Genomic DNA, 14,823 nt, shown 5'->3' on the forward strand with positions numbered 1-14,823 from the left:
GTCGCGGTCCGGTGCGCGATGGCCGACCTGCCGTACTGCTCGTGGACCATGGCGCGGGCCCGGCGGGCCAGCAGCTGGGCCCGCTCGCGGTCGGAGAGCAGGGCGTCGACGGCCTCGGTGAGCCCGTCCGGGTCCTGCGGGGCGAAGGTCATCCCGGTGACGCCCGGCTCCACGATCTCGGCGAGCCCGCCGGTACGGGCGACCGCGAGGGGCGCGCCGGCCGCGGCGCCCTCCAGGGCCACCATGCCGAACGGCTCGTAGATGCTCGGCACCGCGAAGCAGTCCGAGGCGGCCATCACGGCCGGCAGCTCGGTGCCGCCGAGGAAGCCCGGCATGCTTACCGCGCCGGCCAGCCCGAGCCGGTGCACCTCGGCCTCCAGCGCGGCCCGGTACGGGCCGTCGCCGACGATCACCGCGCGCAGCCCGGGGTGCCGCTCGCGCAGCCGGGGCAGCCCGGCGAGCAGGTGCTGCACGCCCTTCTCGTAGACCAGCCGGCCGGCGAAGGTGACCAGCGGGCCGTCCCCGGCGAACCGGGCCCGGGCCGAGGCGACCGCGGCCACCGGTACCCGCCAGCGGTGCGGCTCGACGCCGTTGGGCACCACGTCCACCCGGCCGGCGGGCACCCCGAACAGCGCGCCCACCTCGTCGCGCATGTACCCCGAGCAGACGATCACGCGGCCGGACTCGCTGGCCAGCCAGTGCTCGACGCCGTGGATGGTGCGGTTCATCTCCTCCGGCAGCCAGCCCTGGTGCCGGCCGGCCTCGGTGGCGTGGATGGTGCTGACCAGCGGGACGTCCAGGTGCTCGCGCAGGGTCATCGCGGTGTGCGCGACGAGCCAGTCGTGGGCGTGGATCACGTCGTACGAGCCGGACTCGGTGGCGCGCAGCGCGGCCCGGGTCAGGGTGTGGTTGAAGGCCATCGTCCAGGCCAGCAGGGAGCCGGTGGCCAGCGGGAAGGTCACCGGGTCCTCGGCGGCGCGGACGATCCGCACGCCGTCGGCGTACTCCTCCAGCGGCGCGCCCTCGGCGTGCCGGGTGACGACGGTGACCTCGTGCCCGGCGGCGGCCAGGGCCACCGACAGCGCGTGCACGTGCCGGCCCAGGCCACCGACCAGCACCGGCGGGTACTCCCAGGAGAGCATCAGGATGCGGCGGGTGCGCGGGGCCACCCCGGCGCCGGTGCCCTGCGGCGGGATCTGCGGGCGGTAGGTGGGGGAGGGCCGGCAGTTCCGGTCCGGTGCGGTCACGGGCTGCTCGCCGACCCGCGGGGTGGTCACATCAATCTCCGTCCATGCACGAAAGGTCGCGCCGGCAACGGTGGCGGCGGAAAGAAGGTGGTGGGGTGGCCGAGGGCCGAGCGAAGGCGCCCGCGCGGGCGCGTCCGCATCAAGCAAAGGGCATGACGCGGTCCCGCGCATCTCGAAAAGGCCTATCGTGACGGAGGACACCCAAAGGTCTGTCTCGGCATCAGGTGGGTGGATATCGGGTGCCCGCCGAACGGGTGGATTGGCCGGTGGCGGCGTGGGGCATTAGCGGCGTGCGCACCCGGTGGCCCGCCCGCCCGGTGCGCTCATGATCATGGGTCGAAGGAGCGACATGCAGGTCTGGCCGGGCGAGCGTTACCCCCTCGGGGCGACCTACGACGGGATGGGCACCAACTTCGCGATCTTCTCTGAGGTCGCCGAGAAGGTCGAGCTCTGCCTCTTCGACGAGTGGGACACCGGCGCGGAGCGGCGGGTGGAGCTGCGCGAGGTGGACGCGTACGTCTGGCACGCGTACCTCCCCGGGGTGGAGCCGGGCCAGCGGTACGGCTACCGGGTGCACGGCCCGTACGACCCGGCCGACGGGGCGCGCTGCAACCCGCACAAGCTGCTGCTCGACCCGTACGCCAAGGCGGTCGACGGGGAGATCTCCTGGGACCCGGCGGTCTACGACTACGAACTGGGCGACCCGGACCGGATGTCGACCACCGACTCGGCGCCGTTCATGCCGAAGTCGGTGGTGGTGAACCCGTATTTCGACTGGGGCAACGACCGGCCGCCGCGCACCCCGTACCACCACTCCGTGATCTACGAGGCACACGTGCGCGGGCTGACCATGCGCCACCCCGGCATCCCGGACGAGCTGCGCGGCACGTATGCGGCGATCGCCTCGCCCGTCATGATCGACTACTTCAAGCGGCTCGGCATCACCGCCGTCGAGCTGATGCCGGTGCACGAGTTCGTGCACGACCACCGCCTGGTCGACCTGGGGCTGCGCAACTACTGGGGCTACAACACCATCGGCTTCTTCGCCCCGCACCACGGATACTCGGCGCTCGGCCGGCTCGGCCAGCAGGTCCAGGAGTTCCGCGGCATGGTCAAGGCGCTGCACGCCGCCGGCATCGAGGTCATCCTCGACGTGGTCTACAACCACACCGCCGAGGGCAACCACCTCGGCCCGACGCTGAGCTTCAAGGGCGTCGACAACGCCAGCTACTACCGGCTCTCGGAAGAGGACCGCCGGTACTTCGTGGACTACACCGGCACCGGCAACAGCCTCAACGTGCGCAGCCCGCACTCGCTCCAGCTGATCATGGATTCACTGCGCTACTGGGTGACCGAGATGCACGTCGACGGCTTCCGCTTCGACCTCGCCGCCACCCTGGCCCGCGAGTTCTACGAGGTCGACCGCCTCTCCACCTTCTTCGAGGTGGTCCAGCAGGACCCGGTGGTCAGCCAGGTCAAGCTGATCGCCGAGCCGTGGGACGTCGGCCCCGGCGGCTATCAGGTCGGCAACTTCCCACCGCAGTGGACCGAGTGGAACGGCAAGTACCGGGACACCGTGCGGGACTTCTGGCGCGGCGAGCCGGCCACCCTCGCCGAGTTCGCCTCCCGCATCTCCGGCTCCGCCGACCTCTACCAGGACGACGGGCGGCGCCCCTTCCACAGCATCAACTTCGTCACCTGCCACGACGGGTTCACCCTCAACGACCTGGTCTCCTACAACGACAAGCACAACGAGGCCAACGGCGAGGAGAACCGCGACGGCGAGAGCCACAACCGGTCCTGGAACTGCGGCGTCGAGGGCGAGACCGACGACCCGGCGGTGCTCGCCCTGCGCGCCCGGCAGCGGCGCAACTTCCTCGCCACCCTGGTCCTCTCCCAGGGCGTGCCGATGATCGGCCACGGCGACGAGCTGGGCCGAAGCCAGCGCGGCAACAACAACGCCTACTGCCAGGACAGCGAACTCGCCTGGATCGACTGGGAGCACGCCGACGACGAGCTGCTGTCCTTCGTGCAGCGGCTCACCGACTTCCGGGCCCGGCACCAGGTGTTCCGCCGCCGCCGGTTCTTCACCGGCCTGCCGGTCGGCGGGCGCGCCGCCGGCTCGGGCCTGCCCGACCTGGCCTGGTACACCCCGGACGGCCGGGAGATGACCGGCGAGGACTGGGGCAACGACTTCGGCCGCTCGGTGGCGCTCTTCGTCAACGGCGACGGCATCCGCGAGCGCGGCCAGTACGGCCAACGCCACCAGGACACCTCCTTCCTGCTCTGCTTCAACGCCCACGACGCCCCGCTGGACTTCACGCTGCCGGGAGAGGAGTTCGGGCAGCGGTGGGAGTTGGTGATCAGCACCGCGGAACCGGAACCGGAGAAGACCACGATGGTCGAGGCGGGCGGCGCGATCTGCGTGCCGGACCGCTCCCTGGTGGTCCTGGAGAGGACGGTCTGACCATGCCCGACGCCCCTCGACCCGATTCGACGGCGGCACCGACGACGCGGGTGGGGTCGACCTACCGCGTCCAGGTGCGGCCCGGCTTCGACCTGGACGCCACCGCCGGCCTGGCCGGCTACCTCGCCGACCTCGGCGTCACCCACCTCTACAGCGCACCCCTGCTGACCGCCGCCCCCGGCTCCGCGCACGGCTACGACGTGGTCGACCACCGGGCGGTCAACCCGGAACTCGGCGGCGAGGCCGGCCGGCGGCGGCTGGTCCGGGCGCTGCGCGCGGCCGGGCTCGGCCTGGTCGTCGACATCGTGCCCAACCACGCCGGGGTGGCCCAGCCGGCGGCCAACCCGGCCTGGTGGGACGTGCTGCGCCGGGGCCGGTCCTCGGCCTACGCGGACTGGTTCGACATCGACTGGGACCGCGGTCGGCTGCTGCTGCCGGTGCTCGCCGACACCCCCGACGCCCTCGACGACCTCAAGCTCGTCGACGGGGAACTGCGCTACCACGAGCACCGCTTCCCGATCGCCGACGGCACCGGCGAGGGCGGGCCGCGCGAGGTGCACGACCGGCAGCACTACGAGCTGGTCTCCTGGCGGCGTGGGGACCGCGAGCTGACGTACCGTCGGTTCTTCGCCGTCTCGGACCTGGCCGGGCTGCGGGTGGAGGACCCGGCGGTCTTCGACGCCACCCACGCGGAGGTGCTGCGGTGGGCGGCGGCCGGGGAGCTGGACGGCATCCGGGTCGACCACCCCGACGGCCTGCGCGACCCCACCGGCTACCTGGCCCGGCTGCGCACCGCCGCCCCCGACGCGTGGCTGGTGGTCGAGAAGATCCTGGAGTACGGCGAGGAGCTGCCCGACTGGCCGGTCGACGGGACCACCGGCTACGACGCTCTCCCGGCGGTCTGCGGGCTCTTCGTCGACCCGCGCGCCGAGGGCGACTTCACCGCCCTGGACGCCCGGCTGAACGGCCGGCACACCTCCTGGCAGGACCTGACCCACGACACCAAGCTGGCCGCCGCCACCCGGCTGCTCGCCGCCGAGCTGACCCGGCTGGCCGCCCTCGCCCCGGAACTCGACCCGGGGGCCACCCGGGAGGCCCTCGCAGAGCTGGCCGCCTGCTTCCCGGTCTACCGGGGCTACCCGCCGGAGGGGGCCCGGCACCTGGCCGTCGCTCGGTCGGAGGCGGGCCGGCGCCGCCCCGACCTGACCGCCACGCTGGACGCGGTCACCGCCCACCTGCGCGACCCCTCTCACGAGCTGGCGAAGCGGTTTCCGCAGCTCAGTGGCGCGGTGATGGCCAAGGGGGTGGAGGACACCGCCTACTACCGGTGGAGCCGGTTCGTCGCGCTCAACGAGGTCGGCGGGTCGCCCGCCCACTTCGGCGTGCCGCCGGCGGAGTTCCACCGGTTCGCCGCCGCCCGGCAGGTGCGCTGGCCGGCCAGCATGACCACGCTCTCCACCCACGACACCAAGCGGGGCGAGGACGTCCGGGCCCGCCTCGCCGTGCTGGCCGAGCTGCCCGAGCACTGGGCCGAGCGGGTCGAGGACTGGACGGCTCGCGCGCCGCTGTCCGACCCGGCCTTCGCCCACCTGCTGTGGCAGACCGCCGTCGGGGCCTGGCCCGTCGAGCGCGAGCGGCTGCACGTGTACGTGGAGAAGGCCGCCCGGGAGGCGTCGGTCGCCACCAGCTGGGCCGACCCCGACCTGGCCTTCGAGCGCGACCTGCACGCCCTGGTCGACCGGATGTACGACGACCGGGCGCTGCACGCCGAGATCACCGCCTTCGCCGACGAGATCACCCCGGCCGGCTGGTCCAACTCGCTCGGGCAGAAGCTGGTGCAGCTCGCCATGCCCGGCGTGCCGGACACCTACCAGGGCACCGAGCTGTGGGAGAACAGCCTGGTCGACCCGGACAACCGCCGCCCGGTCGACTTCGCCGTACGCCGGGAGCTGCTGGCCCGGCTCGACGGCGGCCGGCGGCCCGCGGTCGCCGTCGACGGCGCGGCGAAGCTGCTGGTGGTCTCCCGGACCCTGCGGCTGCGCCGCGACCACCCGGAGCTGTTCACCAGCTACCGGCCGGTCGCCGCGCACGGGCCGGCGGGTCCGCACGCGGTCGCCTTCGACCGGGGCGGCGCGGTCGCGGTGGCCACCCGCCTCCCGCTGGGGCTGGCCCGCTCGGGCGGCTGGCGGGCGACCACCCTCTCGATTTCCGGCAACAGTGTTACGGACGTGTTCACCGGTCGGGTCTACAGTGGGTCTGAGCTGCTCCTGGATGATCTGCTGAGCACCTATCCCGTCGCCCTGCTGGCTCCCACCGACTCCGTGGAGGCTGCCGCATGACCGAGTTCACGGTGTGGGCTCCCGAGGCCGCGCGGGTCCGGCTGCGCCTGCCCGGCGTGGCCGACCACGACATGCGCTCCGGCCCCGGCGGCTGGTGGCGCGTCGAGGTCCCCGGCGCCGGGCCGGGCACCGACTACGCGTTCCTGCTCGACGACGACGAGCGGGCTCTGCCCGACCCCCGCTCGGCCTGGCAGCCCGCCGGGGTGCACGGGCCCAGCCGGCTCTACGACCACAGCGCCTTCCGCTGGACCGACCAGGACTGGACCGGCCGGCAGCTACCGGGCAGCGTCCTGTACGAGCTGCACGTCGGCACCTTCACCCCCGAGGGCACCTTCGACGCGGCGATCGGCCGCCTGGACCACCTGGTCGACCTCGGCGTCGACATGATCGAGCTGCTGCCGGTCAACGCCTTCAACGGCGAGTACAACTGGGGCTACGACGGGGTCTGCTGGTACGCCCCGCACCAGCCCTACGGCGGCCCGGACGGGCTGAAACGGCTGGTCGACGCCGCCCACGCCAAGGGACTGGGGGTGATCCTCGACGTCGTCTACAACCATTTCGGGCCCTCCGGGGCCTACGCGCCGATGTTCGCGCCGTACCTCACCGAGCAGAGCAACACCTGGGGCCGCACCGTCAACCTGGACGGCCCGCACTCCGACGGGGTGCGCCGCTACATCGTCGACAGCGTGCTGATGTGGCTGCGTGACTACCACGTCGACGGGCTGCGGCTGGACGCCGTGCACGCCATGCCCGACTCCCGGGCCACCCACTTCCTAGAGCAGGTGACCACCGAGGTGGAGGCGCTCTCGACCCACCTGGGCCGGCCGCTGTCGCTGATCGCCGAGTCCGACCTCAACGACCCCAAGCTGATCACCCCGCGCGACGCCGGCGGCTTCGGCCTGCACGCCCAGTGGAACGACGACGCCCACCACGCCCTGCACACCCTGCTCACCGGGGAGCGGCAGGGCTACTACGGCGACTTCGGCTCGCTGGAGTGCCTGACCGACGTACTGAGCGGCGCGTTCTTCCACGCCGGCACCTGGTCCAGCTTTCGCAACCGCAGCCACGGGCGGCCGGTGGACCGGCAGCGGACCCCGGGGCACCGCTTCGTGGCGTACCTGCAGAACCACGACCAGATCGGCAACCGGGCCACCGGCGACCGGATCTCCGCCAGCCTCTCCCCGGCGCTGCTGCGGGTCGGCGCGGTGCTGCTGATGACCGCGCCGTTCACCCCGATGCTGTTCATGGGCGAGGAGTGGGCGGCCAGCACCCCCTGGCAGTTCTTCACCAGCCACCCCGAGCCGGAGCTGGCCACCGCCGTGGCCACCGGCCGCCGCCGCGAGTTCGCCGCGCACGGCTGGCCGCCGGGGGACGTGCCCGACCCGCAGGACCGGCAGACCTTCCTGCGCTCCCGGCTGGACTGGGCCGAGCTGGACAAGCCGGAGCACCGGGAGATGTACGAGTTCCACCGCCGGCTGATCGCGCTGCGCAAGAGCCGCCCCGACCTGTCCGACCCCCGGCTGGACCGGGTCGAGGTACGCCACGGCGACCGCTTCCTGCTGATGCGCCGGGGCGAGCATCTGGTGGTGGCGAACCTCGCCGGGAAGGCGCAGCGGATCAACCTGCCGGGGGTGGTGCGCACCGTGCTGCTGGCCACCGGAACCGGGGTCACGGTGATGCGGGACGGGATCGAGCTGCCGGCGGAGACGGCGGCGATCGTGGCGCTCTGACGTCGGCGACGTCGCATGCCGAGAACAGTGCACTGGACACCGTCTCTCCACGTCGCTCCCGAGCCGGCAGCTGACCAGCTTGGCTATGAGCACGACTTGGCACACTTCCCGGCGGCCCCGAACCGGCCCCGAATCCTTCACCGGCCGACCGGGCGGCGTCCGGCTATGCCCTGACGGGCTCGCCTCGCCGAGGAGCTCTTCGACGGCCGCGTGCCGGCGCAGCCGGCACCGGCCGACACGCTGCTCGCCGCGCGAGCCGTACGGGCCGGCGTCGGGCGCGCACCACCGGGCTTGTGCGGCCTCGATGAGCTCTTCGACTGTCTGGCTACCCGGGGTTGGGTGGTTGAGGACACGGGCAGTGACCTGCCCTGAGGGGGTGTGTTCGCCCCCGGTGGCGTGCATCCCCGGAGCATCGGCTCCGACCGTGAGGACTCCGCGTGTCGAGCCACGCCTGGAGTGGTCTGCCTCACACGCTGTCAGAACGATCGGTCACGCGGTGTCTTGAGGCCGAACCCCAGGAAACGGAGGAGCCACTATGACCGGGAACGTTGATGTGGTCGTGGTCGGCGGCGGGTACGCCGGTGTCATGGCGGCCAATCGCCTGACGCAGCGCGACGACGTGGCTGTGACGTTGATCAATCCGCGCCGGACGTTTGTCGAGCGGATCCGCCTGCACCAGGTGGTGGGCGGATCCGACGATGCGGTCGTCGACTACCGAGAGGTCCTGGCCGAGCGCGTCCGGCTGGTGGTCGACACGGTGACCCGGATCGACGCGGCCGAGCGCAGCGTGACGTTGGCGGCCGGCGGCACGGTCGGCTACGACTACCTGATCTACGCGGTGGGCAGTGGCACCGCCGACCCGGGCGTGCCCGGAGCGGCCGAGTTCGCCTACCCGATTGCCAGCCTGGAGGAGGCGCAGCGGTTGCGGCTGGTCGTCGACACCGCTCCCGCAACGGCCCCGGTGACGGTTGTCGGAGCCGGTCCGACCGGCATCGAGATCGCCGCCGAGCTGGCGGAGGCGGGCCGTACCGTGACCCTGGTCTGCGGCGGGGTGCTGGGCCCGTATCTGCACTCCCGGGGTCGGCGCTCGGTTGCCAAGCGGCTGGCCAGGTTTGGTGTGACCGTGCTCGACGGCCCCGGCGCGAAGGTGACGGCGGTGACTCGCGATGCCGTGCGGCTCGGCGGCCGCCGCGAGTTGTCGAGCCAGGTGACCATTTGGACCGCCGGGTTCGGCGTGCCGGACCTGGCCGGCCGCAGCGGGCTGAGCATCGACGCGCTGGGCCGCCTGCTTACCGATGAGACGTTGACGAGCGTGGACGACGTGCGCATCGTCGCGGCCGGGGATTCGGCGGCACCCTCGGACCTGCCGTTCCGGATGAGCTGCCAGGCCGCGACGAGGATCGGCGCGCACGCCGCCGACACGGTGCTGGCCCGGATCGCGGGTGAGCGGCTGGCGCCCATCAACCTGGGGTTCTTCGGCCAGTGCATCAGCCTGGGGCGTCGCGCCGGCATCTTCCAGTTCGGCTCCAAGGACGACACCGCGAACGGGTTGTACATCGGCGGCGGCCCGGGCGCGAAGCTCAAGGAGTTCGTCTGCAAGCACACCGTCAAGCATCTGGCGGACGAGGCACGCAAGCCCGGCTCGCTCACCTGGGTCAAGGATGACAAGCGCCAGGAGTTGCTGCGGGTCAAGCGCGGCGAGGCGCTGGCCACCCGCTGAACGGACAGCCTGGGCCACGCATCGGCGATCCCAGCTCGAACGGCTACCCAACTACCGAGGGTGTCCCACTGGAGCTCCGCCCGTGCCGGATGGTCCCAAGACACCGGAGTCACCTACACAAGGCAAGGAAAGACCGCATGAACCTCGCTCTTTGGATTGCTGCCGGTCTGCTGGCAGCAGTCTCCCTAACCGGCGGCATCACCAAGACGTTCGTACCTAAGGAGAAACTGGCTGCGCTCAATGGCGGGGAATGGACCGGACACGCCAGCGTCGGCTTCATCAAGACTATCGGGGTCCTCGAGCTCCTGGCCGCGGTCGGCCTGATCCTGCCCGCCGTGCTCGACGTCGCACCGTTCATGGTGCCGGTGACTGCCGTCTGCTGGGTTCTGCTCATGGTCGGCGCGACGATCATCCATGGCCGCCTTGGTCAGTTCAAGTTGGTAATGGTGAACTTGGGTTATGTTGCGCTTGCAGCCTTCATCGCGTGGGGCCGCTTCGGCCTTGAGCCTTTCACCGGCTGACGAAGATGTGCCGCTGGCGGGGTGGTGTCGTGTTGGCGCGGGTGATCCGAAGCACGGGCCGCCCCGGCGGTGGCTTCGGCCGGATCGACCCGCTGCTCGCCGGCCAAACGCACCAGACAGACCTGGATCAGGGTACGAGCGCGGCGTCGCCGGCTGTTGATGCGACGTGCTTCCCGTCGACACGCTGGTGCGGGACAACGATTGAAGGCCTTCGGCAACCAGGGCCGCCCGCGAAGAAGAAGGTCGAGATATGAGCCACGCCACGGACCCGGCCACCGACACCTTCGTCGCCCACCGCAACCTGCTCTTCACCGTCGCATACGAGATGCTGGGATCGGCGGCCGACGCCGAAGACGTCCTCCAGGAAACCTGGCTGCGGTGGATCAAGGCCGACGCGGAGCACGTGCGCGACCAGCGCGCCTACCTGGTCCGAATCACCACCCGGCAGTCGCTCAACCGGCTGCGCACAATGAAACGCCGCAAGGAGGCCTACGTCGGCCCCTGGCTGCCCGATCCGCTGCTCACCGCGCCGGACGTGGCCGAGGACGTCGAGCTCGCCGAGAGTGTGTCGATGGGGCTCATGATCGTCCTGGAGACACTGTCGCCGACCGAGCGCGCCGTCTTCGTGCTGCGCGAGGCCTTCGATGTCAGCTACGACGAGATCGCGGCCGCCGTCGGCAGGAGCCCCGCAGCCGTCCACCAGATCGCGCACCGCGCCCGCCAGCACGTCGATGCCCGCCGTCCCCGCCAGGTGGTCTCCCCGAGCGAGACCCGGGCGGCTCTGGGAGCGTTCCAGCGCGCGGTCGAAACCAGGGACCTGCAGGGTCTCCTCGACGTGCTCGCCCCGGACGTCGTCCTGGTGGGCGACGGCGGCGGCGTCAAGCAGGCCGCGCTGCGGCCGATCATCGGCGCCGAGAAGGTGGTCCGCATGTTCTTCGGTGGTCTAGGCAAGGTCGAAGGCACGCTCACCGGTGAACCGACCGTGGTCAACGGCAGCCCGGCACTCCTCGTACGTCTGAACGGCGAGATCGACGGCGTCATGGCGATCCGTGTCGAGGACGCCCGCATCACCGGCCTCTACTACGTCCGCAACCCCGAGAAGCTGACCCACGTCGAATCCGAAACCCAACTCACCCTTCGATGAAACCGGTGCGGGAACAGCCACCTGGGAAGAGCCGCCCCGACCTGTCCGACCCCCGCCTGGACCGGGTCGAGGTACGCCACGGCGACCGCTTCCTGCTGATGCGCCGGGGCGAGCACCTGGTGGTGGCGAACCTCGCCGGGAAGGCGCAGCGGATCAACCTGCCGGGGGTGGTGCGCACCGTGCTGCTGGCCACCGGAACCGGGGTCACGGTGATGCGGGACGGGATCGAGCTGCCGGCGGAGACGGCGGCGATCGTGGCGCTCTGAGGTCGGCGGCCCATGGCAAGATCTGCTGCGTGCAGATCGGGATGCTCGGATCGTTCGAGGTTCGCACGGACGACGGCACCCTCGCCGACGTGCCGGGCGCCCGGCTGCGCGGGCTGTTGATCGCTCTCGCGCTCGAACCTGGCCGCGTGGTCCCGAAGGCGACGCTCGTCGACTGGGTCTGGGGTGAACATCCGCCCGCCGACGCGACGAATGCCCTGCACCGCCTGGTCTCCCGGCTGCGTAAGGTGCTGCCGGAGGGATCGGTCGAGGGGCAGCCGGACGGCTACCGGTTGACGGTGGAACCCGACGCCGTCGACGCCGTGCGGTTCGAACGCCTCGTCACCGCGGGCCAGGTCCGCGATGACGACCGTCCACGGCGGGTACGACTGCTGCGCGAGGCCCTCGCCCTGTGGCGCGGTGCGGCCCTGCAGGACGTCGGCCTGCAGGGAAGTGCGGCGTTCGACGCGGCGGTCACCCGGCTCGAGGGGCTGCGCCTGAGGGCCTTGGAGGATCGGTTCGATGCGGAGGTCGGCCTCGGCCACGGTGCGGAGCTGGTCACCGAACTGACCGACCTGGTGGCCGCTCATCCGGTGCGCGAACGGCTTGTCGCCGCGCTGATGCGTGCCCTCGCGGCGGCCGGTCGGGGCAGCGAGGCGCTGCTCGTGTACCAGCGCACCAGAGAAGCCCTGGCCGACACGCTGGGCGTCGACCCCGCACCGGAGCTGTCCGCACTGCACGTCGCGCTGCTGCGGGGCGAGCTGGGACGGCGGAAGGAGAACCGGAAGACCAACCTGCGTGCCGAGCTGACCAGCTTCGTCGGCAAGGACGCTGACGTCGCCGCGGTCCGCGAACTCGTCGCCGACCATCGGCTCACCACCCTGATCGGGCCGGGCGGTTCGGGGAAGACCAGGCTGGCCACGGAAACCGCGCGCACGCTGCTCGGCGACCTGCCGGACGGGGCCTGGCTGGTGGAGCTCGCACCCCTCGGCGTCGACGGTGACGTGGCGCAGTCGGCGCTCGCCGGGCTCGGTCTGCGGGATGCGCTGCTCGGCGAGGCACCGAACGCGGAGCCGACGGACCGGCTCATCGCCGCGATCCGTGAGCGCGAGACGCTGCTGATCCTGGACAACTGTGAGCACGTGATCGAGTCGGCGGCGACGTTCGCCCATCGAGTGCTCGGGGAGTGCCAGCGGCTGCGGATCCTGGCGACGAGCAGGGAACCGCTCGGCATCACCGGTGAGGCGCTGTGGCTGGTCGAGCCCCTGGCCCTGCCGGCGGGCGACGCCGGCCCCGGCGAGATCAGGTCCGCGCCGGCCGTCCGGTTGCTGCGGGACCGGGCGGGCGCGGTGCGCAAGGATCTCGCGGTCGACGACCGCACGGCGTCGACGATGGCACGCGTCTGCCGGGCGCTGGACGGGATGCCGCTGGCGATCGAACTGGCCGCGGCCAGGTTGCGCACCATGTCCATCGACCAGCTCGCCCACCGGCTCGACGACCGGTTCCGCCTGCTGACCAGCGGTAGCCGTACCGCGTTGCCGCGGCACCGGACGCTGCGCGCGGTGGTCGACTGGAGCTGGCAGTTGCTCACCGACGCCGAACGGATGGTCCTGCGCAGGCTTTCGGTGTTCTCGGGCGGGGCGAGCCTGGAAGCGGCCGAGCGGGTCTGCGCCGGCGATGCGGTCGAGCAGGAGCAGGTGCTCGAGCTGCTCACGTCGCTGACCGAGAAGTCGCTGCTGGTCGCCGATCGCGGCAGCGCGCCGCGCTACCGGATGCTCGGCACGATCAAGGAGTACGCCGGGCACCGGCTCGCGGAGGCGGGGGAAGCGGACCTGGCGCGCCATGCGCATCTCGCCTACTTCACCGAACTCACCGAGACCGCGGAGCCGCACCTCCGCCGCGCCGAGCAGTTGGAATGGCTCGCCACGCTCGGTGTCGAGCACGACAACATCAGTGCGGCGATGCGTGGTGCGCTCGCGGCCGGCGAGGCTAACGCGGCGATGCGGCTCGCGGCCGGCGCCGGCTGGTACTGGTGGCTCAGCGGGCACAAGGCCGAAGGCATCGAGCTGATCACCGCGGCCACCAACACGCCCGGCGAGGTGGCCGATGAGATCCGGGCCACCGTGTATGCGCTCGTTGTGCTGTTCGTGAGCGCCGGGCGGGGCGACGAACACCATGCGGAGGAGTGGATCCACAAGGCATACCGGTTCAGACAGCGCAGTCAGTCCCGCAATCCGCTGCTGGGACTGGTCGTCCCGCTGGAACGCATGTTGCAGGCGCCGGACGCGTTCCTGTCCGCGTGGGAACCATTGCTGGACGACGAGGACCCCTGGGTACGCGCACTGGCCCGGTTCCATCTCGGCAAGATGCGGATCATGTTCGGCCAGGGCGGGCGGGATGCGGATGCGTATCTCGAGATGGCGCTCGCCGAGTTCCGCGCGATCGGCGAACGGTTCGGAATCTCGATCGCCCTGGCCGAGCTGGCGGACCGGATCGCCGTGCGCGGCGAGTTCGCCGGTGCCTGCGCGCACTACGAACAGGCGATCGCGGTCGTCACCGAAGTCGGTGCCATCGAGGATGTCATCCGCATGCGGTCGCGACAGGCTCAGCTGTACTGGCTGCTGGGCGACAAGGACTCCAGCGCGGCTGCCCTGGCCGAGGCGCAACGGTGCGCGGAACGGGTCACCTGGCCGGATGCGCTGGCCGAGCTGGCCCTCTCGAAGGCGGAACTCGCCCGCTGGCGCGGCAACGCCGAGGAGGCGTACGAGCAACTCGGCGTCGCGACAACCATGCTCGGCACCGACGCGGAGCAGGCGAACATCCGCGCGGTGAAACACGACCTGCTCGGCCACCTTGCCGACGATCTCAGCGAGGCCCGTACGCACCACGCGGCGGCCTGCCAGGCGGCCTCCGAGGCGGGGCACGCACCCCTGATCGCGCAGATCCTCGTCGGTGTCGCGGACCTGGCACTACGCGGCGAAGAGTACGAGCAGGCCGCGCGGCTGCTCGCGGCGAGCACCGGCGTGCGTGGACTACCGGATCGTTCCCACCCGGACGTGGCCCGGATCGAGCAGGCCGCGCGGAGCCGCCTCGGCGGCACACGGTTCGCCGAGGCGGCTCGGGAAGGCACGCAGACGAGCTGGTCTCAGTTGGTCACGGTCACGCTCGCCTCCTGAACGCGGCAAGCGCCCGTCACCTTGCTGGGCGTTGGATGGTGATGTCGCCGTGCCGGGTGCGGGCGTGGACCGTGAGCTTGTTGTCGGACGGGTCAGACATCCCAGGAGCTTGGATGTCAAGCAGCGGCGGGTTGGGTTCGGTGTGACCAGGCGGTTGTCTGGTCGTAGCGGGTGGCGGTCTTGAGGCAGCCGTGGAGGATGCCGACGAGGCGGTTG

The 14,823-nt window shown here is 71.6% G+C and carries 9 protein-coding genes; 8 read left to right on the forward strand and 1 reads right to left on the reverse strand.

Annotated features, from left to right (window positions below; translation table 11 throughout):
* The coding region (locus KBX37_RS30010) for a glycosyltransferase family 4 protein (RefSeq protein ID WP_210779241.1) at window positions 1–1,277 on the reverse strand (1,277 nt) is incomplete at its 3' end.
* Window positions 1,278–1,596: 319 nt separating this feature from the next.
* Here KBX37_RS30010 and glgX point away from each other — a divergent pair.
* From glgX to KBX37_RS30050, 8 genes are all read left to right on the forward strand, one after another.
* The gene (gene glgX, locus KBX37_RS30015) at window positions 1,597–3,714 is read left to right on the forward strand and encodes a glycogen debranching protein GlgX (protein WP_210779242.1); all 2,118 of its coding nucleotides are present in this window, start codon (window positions 1,597–1,599) and stop codon (window positions 3,712–3,714) included.
* A 2-nt stretch (window positions 3,715–3,716) separates the two neighbouring features.
* A complete protein-coding gene (treY, locus tag KBX37_RS30020; protein WP_210779243.1) occupies window positions 3,717–6,053 on the forward strand; it encodes a malto-oligosyltrehalose synthase in 2,337 nt (778 codons plus the stop codon).
* Window positions 6,050–7,783, forward strand: a complete 1,734-nt coding sequence (gene treZ / locus KBX37_RS30025; RefSeq protein ID WP_210779244.1) for a malto-oligosyltrehalose trehalohydrolase — start codon at window positions 6,050–6,052, stop codon at window positions 7,781–7,783. Before treY ends, treZ begins: the two co-directional genes overlap by 4 nt.
* A gap of 535 nt (window positions 7,784–8,318) precedes the next feature.
* Window positions 8,319–9,503, forward strand: coding sequence for an NAD(P)/FAD-dependent oxidoreductase (locus KBX37_RS30030; RefSeq protein ID WP_210779245.1), 1,185 nt, complete (start codon window positions 8,319–8,321; stop codon window positions 9,501–9,503).
* A 137-nt stretch (window positions 9,504–9,640) separates the two neighbouring features.
* Complete coding sequence (locus KBX37_RS30035) at window positions 9,641–10,024, forward strand: DoxX family protein (protein ID WP_210779246.1); 384 nt, start codon at window positions 9,641–9,643, stop codon at window positions 10,022–10,024.
* Window positions 10,025–10,274: 250 nt separating this feature from the next.
* On the forward strand, window positions 10,275–11,168 hold the full coding sequence (locus KBX37_RS30040; RefSeq protein WP_210779247.1) for an RNA polymerase sigma-70 factor: 894 nt from the start codon (window positions 10,275–10,277) through the stop codon (window positions 11,166–11,168).
* A 5-nt stretch (window positions 11,169–11,173) separates the two neighbouring features.
* Window positions 11,174–11,434, forward strand: a complete 261-nt coding sequence (locus KBX37_RS30045) for a DUF3459 domain-containing protein (RefSeq protein WP_307849266.1) — start codon at window positions 11,174–11,176, stop codon at window positions 11,432–11,434.
* A gap of 29 nt (window positions 11,435–11,463) precedes the next feature.
* Window positions 11,464–14,607, forward strand: coding sequence for a BTAD domain-containing putative transcriptional regulator (locus tag KBX37_RS30050; protein WP_210779248.1), 3,144 nt, complete (start codon window positions 11,464–11,466; stop codon window positions 14,605–14,607).
* The last annotated feature ends 216 nt before the right edge of the window (window positions 14,608–14,823 follow it).

The organism is Micromonospora sp. U56 (assembly GCF_018070095.1).
Taxonomy (GTDB): domain Bacteria; phylum Actinomycetota; class Actinomycetes; order Mycobacteriales; family Micromonosporaceae; genus Micromonospora; species Micromonospora purpureochromogenes.

Excerpts from the sequence above, each read along its gene's own strand:
- treY (WP_210779243.1), top strand. The coding sequence starts at position 3,717 with ATGCCCGACGCCCCTCGACCCGATTCGACGGCGGCACCGACGACGCGG.
- KBX37_RS30030 (WP_210779245.1), top strand. The coding sequence starts at position 8,319 with ATGACCGGGAACGTTGATGTGGTCGTGGTCGGCGGCGGGTACGCCGGT.
- KBX37_RS30035 (WP_210779246.1), top strand. The coding sequence starts at position 9,641 with ATGAACCTCGCTCTTTGGATTGCTGCCGGTCTGCTGGCAGCAGTCTCC.
- treZ (WP_210779244.1), top strand. The coding sequence starts at position 6,050 with ATGACCGAGTTCACGGTGTGGGCTCCCGAGGCCGCGCGGGTCCGGCTG.
- KBX37_RS30040 (WP_210779247.1), top strand. The coding sequence starts at position 10,275 with ATGAGCCACGCCACGGACCCGGCCACCGACACCTTCGTCGCCCACCGC.
- glgX (WP_210779242.1), top strand. The coding sequence starts at position 1,597 with ATGCAGGTCTGGCCGGGCGAGCGTTACCCCCTCGGGGCGACCTACGAC.